We start from the raw sequence: 16240 nt of genomic DNA, 5'->3' as shown, positions 1-16240 counted from the left end.
GGAGGAAGAGACATGACGGGCCTGGTTCTCAAGGATATCCGCAAGAACTACGGACAGGTGAAGGTGCTGCACGGCATCGACCTGACGATCGAGGAGGGCGAGTTCGTCGTCTTCGTCGGCCCGTCCGGTTGCGGCAAGTCCACCCTGCTGCGCATGATCGCCGGGCTCGAGGACATCACCTCGGGCGAGATGATCATCGACGGCCAGGTGGTCAACAACGTGCCGCCGTCCAAGCGTGGCATTGCCATGGTGTTCCAGTCCTATGCGCTCTATCCGCACATGACGGTCTACGACAACATGGCGTTTGGCATGCGGATCGCCGGGGAAAGCAAGGACGAAATCGACCGCCGCGTCAAAAATGCCGCCGAGATCCTGCAGCTCACCCCCTATCTCGACCGCCTGCCCAAGGCGCTCTCCGGCGGTCAGCGCCAGCGCGTGGCGATCGGTCGCGCCATCTGCCGCGACCCCAAGGTCTTCCTGTTCGACGAACCGCTCTCCAACCTCGATGCGGCGCTACGCGTCGCAACGCGCATCGAGATCGCCAAGCTCAACGAGAGCATGCCGGACACGACGATGATCTACGTGACCCACGACCAGGTCGAGGCGATGACGCTGGCCGACCGTATCGTCGTGCTTTCGGCCGGCAAGATCGAGCAGGTCGGCCCGCCGCTCGAACTCTATGAGCGCCCGGCCAATCTGTTCGTCGCCCGCTTCATCGGCTCGCCGGCGATGAACATCATGCCGGCCAAGATCGCCTCAGCCGGCAATCCGACCACGATCACTCTCAAGGACGGCACGTCCGTTCGCGTCGATATCGAGACGCCGGCGGCCGATGTCGGCAAGGCGGCGAGCTTCGGTGTCCGCCCCGAGGACCTGTCGATCGCCACCGGCGACGACTTCCTGTTCGAGGGTACGCTCACCATCGTCGAGGCGCTGGGCGAGGTGACCATGCTCTATGTCGACGGCCCCGTCGAGGACGAGCCGATCGTCGTCAAGCTTCCCGGCATCGTTGACGTGAAGAAGGGCGAGAAGCTGCGTTTCTCGGCCGACTGGACCAAACTGCACCTTTTCGATGCGACAGGACACACCTACAGGAAGTGACCCCCGAAAATTAAGATCCCGTTTGCCCTGACCGTAAACGGGATCGCCTTGTCCACAGGGCGCCATGGCGCAAATACCATCTGTTAAAGTCCCTCCTGCTAGGCTCCTTCCCATAACAACTGGAAACCAGGGGCAGGTACATCAGATGAGACAGGCGGTCGGTGGCAGCCATTATCTGCAACGCGAAGAATCCTTCATGTACGACCGCGAAGCGCGGTTTCCCATGGAGGACACGATGAACGCGGCGCGCATCGAATATACCGAGAAGGGCGTGATGCACATGGCCGCCCGCCGCTGCGATGTCATCAAGATCTCCATGAGCGGCGCGATCATCGGCCTGCTCACCCAGTACAATCTGCCGCAGCAATTCTATCTCGATCTTCCCGACGCCCGCATCACCAAAGTGGGCTGCCTGCTGATGAAGACCTTCGCCAACAACACTGCCGAGATCCGCTTCCTGCGCCTGCTGACGAAGAAGGAACTCGACCGCATCTTCGTCTTCTCGACCCATCCGGCGCATCGCGACCGGGTGCTCGACGTTCGCTCCTGGTAAGGCGCCGGGTAGCATTTATGCACGACATCAAAGGCCGGCGGAGCGCAAGCTTCGCCGGCTTTCGTTTTTCTGACTCGACTTTGCCGGCAAAGGACGAAATCCTCGCAGCCTCATTCAGCAGAGGGAATTCGTCATGTCGGAACAGAAGGTTGCCATCATCACCGCCGGTGGAAGCGGCATGGGAGCGGCTGCGGCAAAACGCCTCGCAGCCGATGGTTTCAAGGTCGTGATCCTGTCCTCCTCCGGCAAGGGCGAGGCGCTGGCCGCCGAACTCGGCGGCTTCGGCATCACCGGTTCCAACCAGTCGAACGACGACCTGAAGCGTCTGGTCGACGGCACGATGGAGCGTTTCGGCCGGATCGACGTCCTGGTCAACAGCGCCGGCCACGGGCCGCGTGCCCAGATCCTGGAGATCACCGACGAGGACTGGCACAAGGGCATCGACACCTATCTGCTCAACGTCATCCGTCCGACCCGCCTGGTGACGCCGGTCATGCAGGCCCGCAAGTCCGGCACGATCATCAACATTTCAACGGCTTGGGCGTTTGAGCCGAGTGCCATGTTCCCCACTTCCGCCGTCGCGCGCGCCGGCCTTGCGGCCTTCACCAAGATCTTTGCCGACACCTATGCGGCCGACAATGTGCGTATGAACAATGTTCTGCCAGGATGGATCGATAGCCTGCCGGCGACGGAGGAACGGCGCGGCAGCGTGCCGATGCAGCGCTACGGCAAGAGCGAGGAGATCGCCGCGACCGTCGCCTTCCTCGCCTCCGATGGTGCCGGCTATATCACCGGCCAGAACATCCGCGTCGACGGCGGCCTTACCCGCGCCGTGTAGCTGTCAGTTTTTGCCTTTATCTTGCCATTTCTGCCAGCGATAAAAGAATCACGCGGCGTAAACCTCTTGGTTACCAAGATTCTTCATTGTTTAGGACATCCGGAATAGCGGAGGTCCTGAGACAAGGTCTCTCGGCTCACCGGATGTGTACAGGCTGCGGCGATCAACCCCGCCGGGCCGTTCGGCCTCTGGTAGCGAGTGAGAGTATGGCGTTCTCGACCGAGACACACACCAAGGACAAACCGTCCACTGGTTCCAAATCCCGATCCGGAAAAGGTCGCAAGGCCTCCAAGAGCCCCGTCGCCATCGGCGTCGGTCTGGCCGCCATCCTCTGGGTGACGGCCGGCGTAGCAACCCTTCATTCGGTCATGTCGCAGCCCAAGCTTGAGGCGCCGAAGCTGACGCTGTCCGGGCAGGCGGCCGAGACTGGCAAGGTGCTGAAGCGCGGCGATCGCACAACCGCGGCGACCGAGGCGGAGGCTGCCCGCATGCGCATCGCTGCGGCGATCGCTGCAACCGAGGAGGCGGGCATTCTGATGCTTCCCGCCTCGATGGCGCTGGCCGCCGTCGACAAGGGCGACCGCATGCTGGAACGGCGCGAGCGCGCTTCGAAGGATCCGATGGCACGCGACATGCTGCGCATGGCGCTGGCGGAATCGATCGCCGAGCGCAATGCCAAGGCGATCGCCGGGCTTGGACCGCAGGATGACAACCATATCGTCGCGACCGGTGCATCGCTCCAGACCGCCTCGATCAATCCCGCAGCGCTGGCCCCCGGCGACAAGCTCTCGACCGGGGCCGAAACGCTTGGAAACGCGCCCGCAGTCCTCGCCTATGCCGCGCCACTGCCGGCCAAGGACGTGGTCAACCCTGGCCCGGATCCGCGCGAGGAACCTTTCGTCGAACTCCTGTCCGAACCCGAAGCGGAAGACCACGGCGCTCTGCCGGACGACGTGCCGCTGCCGAACGCCCGCCCGAGTGCGCCGGCGCGTATCACCGAAAAGCCTGATGCCAGCGCCAAGGCCAAGGCGAAACCGGAAAAGCCGGCGACACTGCTCGCCTATGCCAAGCCTGAAAACCCACTGGCCAGCAGCAGCGACGAGGAACGCCCGTCGCTCTTTTCCCGCAAGCCCAAGCTGCCGGGCCGGGGCGTCGCCGTCTATGATATTTCCGCCGGCATCGTCCACATGCCGAACGGCGAAAAGCTCGAGGCCCATTCCGGCCGCGCCCACATGCGCGACAATCCGAAATTCGTCCATGTCAAGAACCGCGGCCCGACGCCGCCCAACGTCTACAGCCTGCGGATGCGCGAGAGCCGCTTCCACGGCATCGAGGCGATCCGCATGACCCCGGTCGGCGATGCCAAGATGTACGGCCGCGACGGCTTCCTGACCCACACCTATCTCTTGCGCAAGCGCGGCGACAGTTCCGGCTGCGTGGTGTTCGAGGACTACAACAAGTTCCTCAACGCCTTCAAGCGCGGCAATGTGAAGACGCTGATCGTCGTGCCGCGCATGACCGAACTGCCGAAATATGTGGCGATGATGTAAGTGGCATAGAAGCTGGAGCAGAAAGAAGCCGGCCATGGCGATGGCCGGCTTCTTGCGTTTTCCGAGTTGGCAGCCAGCGTCTTCGCGGACTCAAGTCCGCGGGTGGATGCGTCGGGGCCCGGCCTGTGGGCCGGACAGTTCGGCATGAGCGGCGCGCTCCACGGCCCGTTCAGTACAAGACGCTGGCGCCCTCATCGGCCGGTCCCGCCACGCGGCGCAACGGCGCGAAAAGTTCGCGGCCCATGCCGAATTCGTTGGCCGAGAGATCGGCGACGATCGCCGGGCGGGCGGCGAATTCGGCGGCGGGGGCGAGGACTTCCAGTGTGCCGGCGATCGCATCGAGGCGGATCACGTCGCCGTCGCGGATCTTTGCGATCGCGCCGCCGTCGACCGCTTCCGGCGTGACGTGGATCGCCGCCGGAACCTTGCCCGACGCGCCGGACATGCGGCCGTCGGTGACGAGCGCCACCTTGAAGCCGCGGTCCTGCAACACGCCGAGCGGCGGGGTCAGCCGGTGAAGCTCAGGCATGCCGTTCGACTTCGGCCCCTGGAAGCGCACGACCGCGATAAAGTCGCGATCGAGCTTGCCGGCCTTGAAGGCGTCCTGCAGCTCCTGCTGGTCGTGGAAGACGATGGCCGGGGCCTCGATCACCTGGCGTTCAGGCTTTACAGCCGAGACCTTGATCACCGCCTTGCCGAGATTGCCTGTCAGCATCTTCAACCCGCCGTTTGGCTGGAACGGTGTTTCGATGCGGGCGAGAACCTTGGGGTCGGCACTCTCTTCCGGCGAGGGCTGGCGCTCGACGGTGCCGTCGGGGGCAAGCCTCGGGTCGATCGAGTAGGCTGCCAGCCCCTGGCCGTAGACCGTGCGCACGTCGTCATGCACGAAGCCGGCCTTCAGAAGCTGCTTGATCAGGAAGCCCATGCCGCCGGCGGCATGGAAATGGTTCACGTCGGCAAGCCCGTTCGGATAGACGCGGGCGAGAAGCGGCACGATGTCGGATAGATCGGAAATGTCCTGCCAGGTCAGCTGGATGCCGGCGGCGCGCGCCATGGCGACGAGGTGCAGCGTGTGGTTGGTCGAGCCGCCGGTGGCATGCAGGCCGACCACGCCGTTGACGATCGAGCGTTCGTCGATCATCTCGCCGGCGGGCGTGAATTCGTTGCCCTGCGCGGTGATTGCGAGCGCCCGCTTCGTCGCTTCCTTCGTCAGCGCGTCGCGAAGCGGCGTGTTCGGGTTGATGAAGGAGGCGCCGGGCATGTGGAAGCCCATGATCTCCATCAGCATCTGGTTGGAATTGGCGGTGCCGTAGAAGGTGCAGGTGCCGGGGCCGTGATACGACTTGGACTCGGCTTCCAGCAGTTCGGCGCGGCCGACCTTGCCCTCGGCATAGAGCTGGCGGATGCGCGACTTCTCGTCGTTCGGCAGCCCCGTGGTCATCGGACCGGCGGGGATGAAAACCGACGGCAGGTGGCCGAAGGTCAAGGCAGCGATGACGAGGCCCGGCACGATCTTGTCGCAGACGCCGAGGAAGACGGCGGCGTCGAACATGTTGTGGGAGAGCCCGATGCCGGCGGCCATGGCGATCACGTCGCGAGAGAAGAGCGACAGTTCCATGCCTGGTTGCCCTTGCGTGACGCCGTCGCACATGGCGGGAACCCCGCCGGCGACCTGGGCAATGCCGCCGGCTTCGGCGGCCGCCTTCCGGATCAGCGCCGGATAGGTCTCGAACGGCTGGTGCGCCGAGAGCATGTCGTTATAGGCGGTGATGATGCCGAGATTGGGGACCTGGTCGCCGGCGAGCGCCGCCTTGTCCCCGACGGAACAGGCGGCAAATCCGTGGGCGAGGTTGCCGCAGGACAGCACCGAGCGATGCACGCCCTTGGAGATCTGCATGCGCACGCGCTCGAGATAGACCTCGCGGCTCGGCTTCGAGCGTTCGACGATCCGGCGGGTGATGGCTTCGATACGGCTGTCTGCGGACATCGGTTGTCACTCCTTGGAAAAGGCGCGCTTCGGCTCATGTTCGATCGACGCGCTCAAAAGCCCGCTCAACGCGGGCATGTCGATTGCCGCCCCGCGCGCGGGGCGGCGGAAGGCGGGCAGATCAGGGTGCCCAGTAGATGTCGGGCGCTGTCGGTGCGCGTTCCAGCACGGCACGCACCGGCATTTCGCGCAGGTCGGTTCCGGCCAGTGCACGGTCGAGCACCGCTTTCTTTTCGGCACCCTCGATATGGAGGACGAGCAGGCGGGCATCGGCGAGCGCGGGATAGGTGAAGGTGAGGCGGGTTTCGCCAGCGCCTTCCGCTTCCATCGTCATTACGCGGCGGCCACCCAAAGGGTCGAGCGCCTCGTCGAGACGGTCGCCGCCGGGGAAGAAGGAGGCGGTGTGTCCGTCATTGCCCATGCCGAGGATCACCACGTCGAACGGCTTCCCAAGGTTAGCGGTTTCGGCCGTCGCAAGCGCCGCCGCATCCTCGGCATTGGCCGCGGCATGATAGAGCGGCACGAAGCGGGCGGGCGCCGCTTTGTCCTTCAGGAGATGGGTGGCGACCAGCAGGTGGTTGGAGCGCGGATGGTCTGCCGGCACGAAGCGCTCGTCGACCAGGGTGACCGTGACCCGGTCCCAGGCGATGTCGCGCGTGGAGAGGGCCTCGAAGAATAGTTTTGGCGTCGAGCCGCCGGATACGGCGAGCGAGGCTGCGCCGCGCGCGGCGACGGCGGCGCAAAGCAGGGCGGAGACGCGGTCGGCCAAGGCCTCGGCAAGGGCGGCGCGATCCTCGAACTGGTGCATCCTGTGAACCATGGCGCCCTAATCCGCTTCATGCCAGGTGCGGCCGTCGCGCTCGATCAGGGCGATCGCCTGGCTCGGGCCCCAGGTGCCGGCGGTATAGCCTTGCGTCTTCTGCCCGGTCTCCTCCCAGCCCTTGAGGATCGGATCGACCCAGTTCCATGCGGCCTCGACCTCGTCGCGGCGCATGAACAGCGTCTGGTTGGAGCGGATGACGTCCATCAGCAGGCGCTCGTAGGCATCCGCATTGCGCACGTCGAAGGCCTGGGCGAAGCTCATGTCGAGCGAGACGTGGCGAAGGCGCATGCCGCCCGGACCTGGGTCCTTGATCATCAGCCACTGCTTGACGCCCTCGTCGGGCTGCAGGCGTATCACCAACTGGTTGGCCTCGATCCGCCCGGCGGCGTCGTCGAAGATCGAATGCGGGATCGGCTTGAAGGAGACGACGATTTCCGAGACGCGCGAGGCGAGCCGCTTGCCGGTGCGCAGATAGAAGGGCACGCCGGCCCAGCGCCAGTTGGCGATCTCGGCCTTGATGGCGACGAAGGTCTCGGTGTCGGACGGTCCGCCGAGCTCTTCCGTATAGCCCTTGACTGGACCGCCGGCCGAGGCGCCGGCCTTGTACTGGCCGCGCACCGTGAGCTTCTCGATATTGCCATTGGTGATCGGCTTCAGCGAGCGCAACACCTTGAGCTTCTCGTCGCGCACGCTTTCCGCCTCCATCGAATTGGGGGCTTCCATGGCAACCAGGCAGAGCAGCTGCAGAATGTGGTTCTGCACCATGTCCCTCAGCGCGCCGGCCTTGTCGTAATAGCTGACGCGGCCCTCGAGCCCGACGGATTCGCCGACCGTGATCTGCACATGGTCGATATGGGCGGAGTTCCACAAGGGCTCGTAGAGCGCGTTGGCAAAGCGCAGCGCCATCAGGTTCTGCACTGTCTCCTTGCCGAGATAGTGGTCGATGCGGAAGATCTGCTCTTCCTTGAACACCTTGCCGATCGTGTCGTTGAGCGCCTGCGCCGACTCCAGGTCGCGGCCGATCGGCTTTTCGACGACGATGCGGGTCGACTTGGTGATCAGCTTGAAATCGCGGATCTTTTCGGCGATGTCGCCGAAGATGGCCGGCGAGACGGCGAGATAGAAAGCGCGCACCAGATCCTTGCCCTCGTCGAGCAGGGCCTTCAGCTTGTCCCAGCCCTCCGGCGACTTGGCATCGACCGAGACGTAGTGGATGCGGGCGCAGAACTTCGCCACTTCGTCATCGGCAAACTCGCCGGCTTTCAAGTGTTCCTTCAGCGCATTGGTGGCGAACTGGCGGTATTCGTCGTCGCTCATCGGCGTACGCGAGGCGCCGATGATCCGCGTCGGCTCGGTCAACTGGCCGGCGAGCTGGCGGTGATAAAGGGCGGGAAGGAGCTTGCGCTCCGCAAGATCGCCGGTGCCGCCGAAGACGACATAGTCAAACGGCTCGACGGGGATGATCTGGCTGCTCATAACAGGCTTCTCTCAATCGCAATCTTTGCGACCACCTGTAATCTAATCGATTTAAAAAAGCCAGTGGGCAGGTGCGAAAACCGCACCCGCACTGCAAAATTTCACAAACGGTCGCGCAGCGCGTACCAGGTGAGCGCGAGGAACAGCAGCGGACTGCGGAGCTTCGCGCCGCCGGGGAAGGGCGGGATTTTGAGGTCGAGCAGATGGTCGAGCTCGCGGCCCTTGCCCGTCACCATGTCGGCATAGAGCTTGCCGCAATAGTTGGAGAGCATGACGCCGTGGCCGGAATAGCCGCCGATCGAGATCACGCCGGGCATGACTTCGCGGGCAAACGGCTTGCGCGGCATGGTGATGCCGACCGAGCCGCCCCAGCCATGGGTGATCTCGATGTCCTTGAGCTCCGGATAGATCTCCGCGATCTGCCGGCGGATATGGGTGGAAATGTCACGCGGCGTGTCCGAGGTATAGGCCTCGCGCCCGCCGAACAGCAGCCGGCCGTCGCGCGTGCGGCGCCAATAGCGCACGACGAAGCGCGAATCGGCGATCGATTCCGAGCCTGGAATGATCGAGGGGAATTTGTCGAGCGGTACGGTCGCGCCGATGAAGGAGCGGATCGGCATGACATGGGCGGCGGTCACCGGCTCAAGATTGCCGATATAGGCGTTGGTGGCGATCAGCACCTTGTCGGCGGTGATCGTGCCGGTCGGCGTGTCGATCAGCGTCTTGCCCCCCGACTGGCGGATCGACGAGGCCTTGGTCATCTCATGGATGTCCGCACCCGCGGCGCTCGCCGCCCTGGCGAGCCCGACGATCAGCTTCAGCGGATGGATATGGCCGGTGCCGCTGTCGCGCACGCCACAGAAGAAGCGCTTCGAGCCGACGCGTTCGGCGGTTTCCTTGCCGTCCATATAGGCGAGATGCGGATAGCCATAGCGCGTTGCGGCGATTTCTGCCGTTCGCTGGTATTCCTTGTCGTGCCCCGGCTTGTGGCTGACATTCATCTGGCCGGGGATGAACTCCATGTCGATGCCGTGCGTCTCGGCAAAGGAGAGTACGTATTTCTTGGCGTTCTCGGCCAGATCGAAGAGGGCTTTGGACCGCTCGTAGCCGAGTTCGGCCTCCAGTTCTTCCGGATACCAGCGCTGGCCCGTGCCCATCTGCCCGCCATTGCGGCCCGAGGCGCCGTCGCCGATGCGGCAGCCCTCGATCACGACGACCGATAGCCCCGCCGTCGCAAGGTTGTAGGCGGCCTGCAGGCCGGTGAAGCCGCCGCCGACAATGGCGACGTCCACGGCCTTCGATCCGTCGAGGGCCGGATATTCCGGCCGCTCGGTCACGGTGGATTGATACCAGGATATCCCCGGTGCGATCGGGCTTTGCCAGGCCATGGGAAACTCCTTCAGCTCAAACGTTCAGCAGCAGGAATTCGCGTTCCCACGGACTGATGACCTGCATGAAGGTCTCGAACTCTCCCCTTTTGACCCCGGCATAGAGACCGATGAACTCCTTGCTCAGCACTTCACCCAGCGCCGGATCGGATTCCAGCAGCGACACGGCTTCCAAGAGACCGCGCGGCAGCTCGACCGAGCCTTCGTTAGCCGTGCCCTCGGAAGGCCCGGTCGGCTCGACGCCCTTGATGATGCCGAGATAGCCACAGGCAAGCGAGGCCGCGAGCGCGAGATAGGGATTGGCATCCGAACTCGGCAGGCGGTTTTCCACGCGCCGCGCCCTGGCGTCCGAGACGGGCACGCGGAAGGCGGTGGTGCGGTTGTCGTAACCCCAGGCATTGTTGACCGGGGCCGACATGTCGGGGGTCAGCCGCCGATAGGAGTTCACGTAAGGCGCCATCATCACCAGCGTCTTCGGCACGAAGGCCTGCATGCCGCCGATGAAGTGGAAGAATTCCTTGGATGGCGAACCGTCGGGGTTGGAGAAGATGTTCTTGCCCGTTTCGGCATCGACCACCGACTGGTGGATGTGCATGGCCGAACCCGGCTGACCCTGCATCGGCTTGGCCATGAAGGTGGCGTAGATGCCGTGCTTCAGGGCCGCTTCGCGGATGGTGCGCTTGAACAGGAAGACCTGGTCGGCAAGCTCGATCGGATTGCCATGGCGCAGGTTGATCTCGAGCTGGGCCGGGCCTTCCTCGTGGATCAGCGTGTCGATCTCGAGGCCCTGCTTTTCCGAGAAGTGATAGATGTCGTCGATCAACTCGTCGAACTCGTTGATGCCGGCGATCGAATAGCCCTGACCGCCGAGGATGGAGCGGCCGGAGCGGCCCTTCGGCGGATGCAGCGGATAGTCCGGGTCGTCGTTCATGGCGACGAGATAGAACTCGATCTCGGGCGCCACCACAGGTCGCCAGCCCTTGGCGTCATAGAGCTTCAGCACGTTCTTCAAGACGTTGCGCGGCGTGTAGGGCACGTCCTCGCCGTCCGTGGTGATGATGTCGCAGATGACCTGCGCGGTCGGGTCGGTTTCCCACGGCACGACGGAGAGCGTCGACAAGTCCGGCATCAGCTTGATGTCGCTGTCGCGGGAATCGTAGCGGAACTGGCCGCTTTCCTCCGGATACTCGCCGGAAATCGTGTGGCGGTAGAGGGCCGAGGGAAGGGCGAGCGAGGTGTCGCCGGTGAACTTCGAGGTCGGCATCATCTTGCCGCGCGGAACGCCCGCGAGGTCGGGCGTGATGCACTCGATGTCCTCGATGCCGCGGGCTCTGAGCCAGGCGGCGGCTTCCTTCCAGGTCTTGACGCCACGGGTGGAGTTGATGTCCGGAGGAATGCTCGCCTTTTTCGACGCTGCGCCTTTGGGTCTCAGCATATTCTTCTTCGGAGGCATGTCTCACCGGTTTGGTTGTTGATGGCGGCATCATAACCCGACTTCGGCGTTTGGCGAGGGGGCAAACGGCATTGACATTGCCCGATCGATCGAAAAGACAGATATTCTTTGTCGCAGGGACCCGAATTTGGCCCACATATTTGATGTTGCTATCATAGGAGCCGGTGCCGCGGGCATGATGGCGGCGCTTGTCGCCGGCCGGCGAGGACGCTCCGTCGTGCTGATCGACCATGCGAAGGCGCCGGGCGAGAAGATCCGCATTTCCGGCGGCGGACGCTGCAATTTCACCAATATCCACGCCGGCCCGAAGAACTATATCTCAGCCAATCCGCATTTCATGAAGTCGGCGCTCGCCCGTTTCACGCCGGCCGATTTCATCGCCATGGTCGACAAGCACAGGATCGCTTGGCACGAAAAGACGCTCGGGCAACTGTTCTGCGACGACAGCGCCCGCGACATCATCCGCATGCTGCTCGACGAGATGCGCTCGGGCGGGGTGGACTTGAGGCTCGGCGTCGAGATTTCCGCCGTCGAGAAGGGCGAGGGCGGCTTTCGCATCGCGACGTCCGAAGGTCCGATCGAGGCGCAAGCGCTGGTGATCGCCACCGGCGGCAAGTCGATCCCGAAAATGGGGGCGACGGGCTTTGCCTATAAGGTGGCGGAACAGTTCGGCCTTCGGCTGACGGAGACGCGGCCCGGCCTGGTGCCGCTGACGCTCGACCCCGCTCTGCTGGCCGAGCTTGCGCCGCTGGCCGGCGTCTCGGTCGATGCCGAGGTGCGCTACGGCAAGACGGCGTTTCGCGAAGCCCTGCTGTTCACCCATCGTGGCCTGTCCGGCCCCGCCATCCTGCAGATTTCCAGCTATTGGCGCGAGGGCGACGAGATCACGCTTTCGCTTGAGCCGGACGTGGATTTCGCCGCGGTGCTGAAGGCGGCGAAGAAGGAGAACGGCCGCCAGGCGGTGCAAACCGTGCTGGCGCAGCATCTGCCCAAGCGTCTGGCGCAATATGTCGCCGAGCGACAGAAGATCGACAAACCGCTTGCCGACCTGTCGGACAAGGCGCTGGAGGCGGTCGCCGTATTTCTCCATGGCTGGACGATCAAGCCGGCGGGCTCCGAAGGTTATCGCACGGCGGAAGTGACCATCGGCGGCGTCGACGTCAGGGGGCTGGATTCAAAGACCATGATGGCTAAGGCCGTTCCCGGCCTCTACTTCATCGGCGAATGCGTCGACGTCACGGGCTGGCTGGGCGGCTATAACTTCCAATGGGCCTGGGCATCAGGTCACGCGGCGGGAGAGAGCATTTGACCAGCGCGCGCGGAAGGGTTTGACGCATAGCAACAAATTTTAGTGAGCGCATTGATTTGCGCGCGCTTTCCGCCATAATTTAGCTCTTGTTAACGTGCCGGAGTCATTCTGGCTCGATGCCGGCATCCACAGCGGATGTGACATGACGTCGGACCGGATTGCCGCAATGCATCGGCATTTTTCCTCAACGGCTATTCCCAGGAAGGCGCCGATGATCATGAAGAACAGCAAGGCAAGAGCCATCGCCATCGCCAGAACGAGGGACGAAGAACTCGCACGGCTTCGCCGCCTGACCCTTCTCTGCCTCGGGGCCTCCGCCGCGCTCGCCGCCTTGGCCCTCGCCTTCGCCGGGTAAAGCGAGAGAGAGCGGCAACCTGACGCGCCGCCCTCTGCAGAGGCGGCATTCCGGTTGTCGGTCATTTTCCGTGACTTCATTGCGGGGCGGCTTTAGCTTCGCCAGGCCGGATGGTGCGAATGGCCGTCTGTGCCCAAGCCCGCATGGCCGAAGTGCCCAAAGGGCGAAATCGGCGGTTTTCCCTATACCCGCATGGCCCTCCAGCCTTTGGCGACGGATAGCGCCGAGCCGGGCGTGACCTGAACCGGATGTCGAGCGCTATTGCGCAGACGGGATGCGGGCGATCACCTTGATCTCGAAATCGAAACCGGCAAGCCAGTTGACGCCGATGGCCGTCCAGTTCGGATAGGGCCGCTGGCTGAAGACCCGCTGCTTGACCTCCATGATGGCCGGGAACTGGTTTTCCGGATCGGTATGAAAGGTCGTCACATCGACGATATCATCGAAGCTGCATCCGCCGGCATGAAGCGTGGCTTCGAGGTTGTCGAAGGCGAGCTGAACCTGGGCCGGGAAGTCGGGCTCCGGTGTGCCGTCCGTCCGGCTGCCCACCTGGCCCGATACGAACAGGAGATTGTCCGATCGGATTGCCGCGGAATAGCCGTGCTCCTCGTAGAGGACGTGACGATTGGCGGGAAAGACGGCGTGCCTGCTGGTCATTCTGTTTCTCCGGTCAGTGCCGGCCAGGCGATGGCTTGGCAAGCATGGTGGACATGGCTATTACATACGAGGTGTATGTGAAATACTGACATACGCATCGTATGTCAACTGGCATGCCTCGCGTATGTGAATTCAAGGGGCGGTATGGCAAGACGGCGCAGTGAAACCATGGAAGAAAACCGTGCCAAGCTCATTGCGGCGGCGCGAAGGGCCTTTGCCGAGCAGGGCTATGCCGCGGCGTCGATGGATGAGCTTACCGCCAGGGCGGGACTGACGCGTGGCGCTCTCTATCATAACTTCGGCGACAAGAAGGGCCTGCTGGCCGCCGTGGTGCACCAGATTGATTCCGAGATGGCGGCGCGCGCGCAGGAGCGGGCAGCACGCGCCAACAGCGCCTGGCAGGCCCTGTTGGACGAGGGCGTGGCCTATATCGAAATGGCGCTCGATCCGGAGGTGCAGCGCATCGTGCTTCTGGATGGGCCGGCTGTTCTGGGCGACCCTTCGCAGTGGCCGAGCCAGAGCAGTTGCCTGCAGGCGACGCGCGTGGTCGTTGAACGGCTGATCGCCGAGGGCACGATCAAGCCTGTCGATGCCGAGGCAGCGGCACGGCTGTTGAGCGGCGCCGCGCTCAATGCGGCCCTGTGGATCGCCGCAAGCGACAATCCGGAGGACGTGCTGCCGAAGGCCGTGGCGGCCTTCAAGGCTTTGGCCGAGGGCTTGCTCGTCAGGCCGCGCTAAGTCGCGCAAACGAAAATCCCGCGCAGCGACCGCGTGAAGCTCCCCCCGAAGCCAGCGATCATTGCGCGGGAGCCGACCCGGAGCTTTGACGCTCCGGATGGTCCTTGAAACTCTCTTATTTGCCCTGGGTCACGATGACCGGGATCAACAGGTCGCCCCAATTGCCTTCGCCACCGTGATGGCGGGCCGAACGGACGAGCTCGACCGATACGCCGGCATCAACCGCCTTCATGACGGACTGGTTGAGGCGGTGCAGGTCGTTGGCGACCATGCGGATCATGGCCTGCTGGTCGGCGGTCATGGCGGAAGCCTGTTCTTCGGCGCGTTCTTTAACTCGGGTCTGCGGGGTCATGGCATTTCTCCTCTTATATGCGGGGTTCTTGAAGTTTCAGTTTTGGTCGAAAGCCCCCTCCCAAACCCTCCCCACAAGGGGGAGGGCTTAACCCGGGGTGACGTTCTGCCGGGACCATGGAAAGCAACGCGTCGCATTGGTTCCTGGAGGCAGGGCGGTCGCCGCGATCTCCTGCCCCTCCCCCTTGTGGGGAGGGGTTGGGGAGGGGTAATTCCTTACTCGGCAGCCGGCTTGAACTGCTCGGTTTCGGTCGATTCCTTCATCGCCGTGGTCGAAGACTGGCCGCCGGTGATGGCCAGCGAGACGGCGTCGAAATAGCCGGTGCCGACTTCGCGCTGGTGCTTGGTGGCGGTGTAGCCGTTGACCTCGGCGGCGAATTCCGCTTCCTGCAGCTCCGAATAGGCCGCCATCTGGCGATCCTTGTAGCCGCGGGCCAGTTCGAACATGCCGAAGTTCAGCTGGTGGAAGCCGGCGAGCGTGATGAACTGGAACTTGTAGCCCATCGCACCCAGCTCCTTCTGGAACTTGGCAATCGTCGCGTCGTCGAGGTTCTTCTTCCAGTTGAACGACGGCGAGCAATTGTAGGCGAGCTTCTTGCCCGGATGCGCCTTGTGTACGGCTTCGGCGAACTTGCGGGCCTGCTCGAGGTCCGGCTTGCCGGTTTCCATCCAGATCATGTCGCAGTGCGGAGCATAGGCGATCGCACGGGCGATGCAGGGCTCGATGCCGTTCTTGACCTGGTAGAAGCCTTCAGCCGTGCGGCCGGCATCGTAATCGACGAAGGGACGGTCGCGCTCGTCGATGTCCGAGGTCAGAAGCTTGGCGGCTTCGGCGTCGGTACGGGCGACGATCAGCGTCGGGGTTCCCATGACGTCGGCTGCGAGACGCGCGGCGTTCAGGTTGCGGATATGGGCGGCGGTTGGGATCAGAACCTTGCCGCCGAGATGGCCGCACTTCTTTTCCGAAGCGAGCTGGTCTTCGAAGTGGACGCCGGCAGCACCCGCCTCGATGAAGGCCTTCATGATTTCGAAGGCGTTCAGCGGGCCGCCGAAACCGGCTTCAGCGTCGGCGACGATCGGGGCGAACCAGGTGTCGACCGAAAGGCCCTTGCCTTCGGCGGTCTCGATCTGGTCGGCGCGCTGCAGCGTGCGGTTGATGCGCTTGGCCAGTTCGGGAGCGGCATTGGCCGGATAGAGCGACTGGTCCGGATACATGGCGGACGCGGTGTTGGCGTCAGCGGCGACCTGCCAGCCGGAAAGATAGATGGCCTTCAGGCCGGCGCGAACCATCTGCATGGCCTGGTTGCCCGAGAGGGCGCCAAGAGCGTTGACGAAGGGTTCTTCGTTGATCAGCTTCCACAGGCGGTTGGCGCCCATTTCGGCCAGCGTATGCGTGATCTGGACCGAGCCGCGCAGGCGCTTGACGTCTTCGGCGGTGTACGGACGCTCGATGCCGTCAAAGCGGCCCTTCGGCGCATTCGGAACGACGTTGTAAAAATCAGTCATAGCAAACTCCCTCTTGCTCAGTTTCACGAAGCTTTTGTCCTTGGGTCAGCAAAAGTTCCGCTTTCGATGTGACTGGATTTACAGCGCACTGCACAAAACGTCCAGATAAATGAGAGAAATGACGCCCTGAAAGAGGTTAGCATGTCTTGTCTTTG

Annotated in this window: 15 protein-coding genes; 7 read left to right on the top strand and 8 right to left on the bottom strand. The window is 63.6% G+C overall.

What is annotated here, in order from left to right; all coding sequences use genetic code 11:
- The first annotated feature begins 12 nt into the window (after window positions 1–12).
- The 4 genes from DYZ14_RS13800 to DYZ14_RS13785 all read left to right on the top strand — a co-directional run bounded on the left by DYZ14_RS13800 (window position 13) and on the right by DYZ14_RS13785 (window position 4042).
- Window positions 13–1101, top strand: coding sequence for an ABC transporter ATP-binding protein (locus DYZ14_RS13800; RefSeq protein ID WP_154721215.1), 1089 nt, complete (start codon window positions 13–15; stop codon window positions 1099–1101).
- A 196-nt stretch (window positions 1102–1297) separates the two neighbouring features.
- On the top strand, window positions 1298–1654 hold the full coding sequence (locus DYZ14_RS13795) for a hypothetical protein (RefSeq protein ID WP_181903929.1): 357 nt from the start codon (window positions 1298–1300) through the stop codon (window positions 1652–1654).
- Window positions 1655–1787: 133 nt separating this feature from the next.
- On the top strand, window positions 1788–2492 hold the full coding sequence (locus tag DYZ14_RS13790) for an SDR family oxidoreductase (protein ID WP_154721214.1): 705 nt from the start codon (window positions 1788–1790) through the stop codon (window positions 2490–2492).
- Window positions 2493–2698: 206 nt separating this feature from the next.
- Entirely contained in the window at window positions 2699–4042 is a 1344-nt protein-coding gene (locus DYZ14_RS13785) for a tlde1 domain-containing protein (protein ID WP_154721213.1), read from the top strand.
- A 169-nt stretch (window positions 4043–4211) separates the two neighbouring features.
- On the opposite strand, the gene edd is transcribed toward DYZ14_RS13785, so the two are convergent.
- The 5 genes from edd to DYZ14_RS13760 all read right to left on the bottom strand — a co-directional run bounded on the left by edd (window position 4212) and on the right by DYZ14_RS13760 (window position 11169).
- Window positions 4212–6029: a phosphogluconate dehydratase gene (gene edd / locus DYZ14_RS13780; RefSeq protein WP_154721212.1), complete on the bottom strand. Its 1818-nt coding sequence runs from the start codon at window positions 6027–6029 to the stop codon at window positions 4212–4214.
- Window positions 6030–6150: 121 nt separating this feature from the next.
- Window positions 6151–6849 (bottom strand): 6-phosphogluconolactonase, encoded by a 699-nt coding sequence (pgl, locus tag DYZ14_RS13775; protein ID WP_154721211.1) that lies wholly within the window; start codon window positions 6847–6849, stop codon window positions 6151–6153.
- A gap of 6 nt (window positions 6850–6855) precedes the next feature.
- Window positions 6856–8328 carry a glucose-6-phosphate dehydrogenase gene (gene zwf, locus DYZ14_RS13770; RefSeq protein ID WP_154721210.1) on the bottom strand — a complete coding sequence of 491 codons (1473 nt, stop codon included), beginning with the start codon at window positions 8326–8328 and terminating at the stop codon, window positions 6856–6858.
- Window positions 8329–8429: 101 nt separating this feature from the next.
- Window positions 8430–9716: an NAD(P)/FAD-dependent oxidoreductase gene (locus tag DYZ14_RS13765; protein WP_154721209.1), complete on the bottom strand. Its 1287-nt coding sequence runs from the start codon at window positions 9714–9716 to the stop codon at window positions 8430–8432.
- Between the two features lie 16 nt (window positions 9717–9732).
- Window positions 9733–11169 carry a glutamine synthetase family protein gene (locus tag DYZ14_RS13760; protein WP_154721208.1) on the bottom strand — a complete coding sequence of 479 codons (1437 nt, stop codon included), beginning with the start codon at window positions 11167–11169 and terminating at the stop codon, window positions 9733–9735.
- Window positions 11170–11296: 127 nt separating this feature from the next.
- Here DYZ14_RS13760 and DYZ14_RS13755 point away from each other — a divergent pair, with 127 nt between their 5' ends.
- Both DYZ14_RS13755 and DYZ14_RS13750 read left to right on the top strand, forming a co-directional pair.
- The gene (locus DYZ14_RS13755; protein ID WP_154721207.1) at window positions 11297–12478 is read left to right on the top strand and encodes a BaiN/RdsA family NAD(P)/FAD-dependent oxidoreductase; all 1182 of its coding nucleotides are present in this window, start codon (window positions 11297–11299) and stop codon (window positions 12476–12478) included.
- Between the two features lie 211 nt (window positions 12479–12689).
- Complete coding sequence (locus tag DYZ14_RS13750; RefSeq protein ID WP_154721206.1) at window positions 12690–12833, top strand: hypothetical protein; 144 nt, start codon at window positions 12690–12692, stop codon at window positions 12831–12833.
- A 258-nt stretch (window positions 12834–13091) separates the two neighbouring features.
- Here DYZ14_RS13750 and DYZ14_RS13745 read toward each other — a convergent pair whose 3' ends face one another.
- Window positions 13092–13490, bottom strand: a complete 399-nt coding sequence (locus DYZ14_RS13745) for a RidA family protein (RefSeq protein ID WP_154721205.1) — start codon at window positions 13488–13490, stop codon at window positions 13092–13094.
- A gap of 144 nt (window positions 13491–13634) precedes the next feature.
- Here DYZ14_RS13745 and DYZ14_RS13740 point away from each other — a divergent pair, with 144 nt between their 5' ends.
- Window positions 13635–14228 (top strand): TetR/AcrR family transcriptional regulator, encoded by a 594-nt coding sequence (locus DYZ14_RS13740; RefSeq protein ID WP_154721204.1) that lies wholly within the window; start codon window positions 13635–13637, stop codon window positions 14226–14228.
- Between the two features lie 115 nt (window positions 14229–14343).
- On the opposite strand, the gene DYZ14_RS13735 is transcribed toward DYZ14_RS13740, so the two are convergent.
- Both DYZ14_RS13735 and aceA read right to left on the bottom strand, forming a co-directional pair.
- A complete protein-coding gene (locus DYZ14_RS13735; RefSeq protein ID WP_028739060.1) occupies window positions 14344–14580 on the bottom strand; it encodes an SMc00767 family acetate metabolism repressor in 237 nt (78 codons plus the stop codon).
- A gap of 215 nt (window positions 14581–14795) precedes the next feature.
- A complete protein-coding gene (gene aceA / locus DYZ14_RS13730) occupies window positions 14796–16085 on the bottom strand; it encodes an isocitrate lyase (RefSeq protein ID WP_154721203.1) in 1290 nt (429 codons plus the stop codon).
- Between the last annotated feature and the right edge of the window lie 155 nt (window positions 16086–16240).

Origin of the sequence: Ciceribacter sp. T2.26MG-112.2 (assembly GCF_900492205.1) — a bacterium.
In the GTDB taxonomy this organism is placed as follows: Bacteria; Pseudomonadota; Alphaproteobacteria; order Rhizobiales; family Rhizobiaceae; genus Allorhizobium; species Allorhizobium naphthalenivorans_A.
This window is presented reverse-complemented; position numbering and strand designations above follow the sequence as displayed.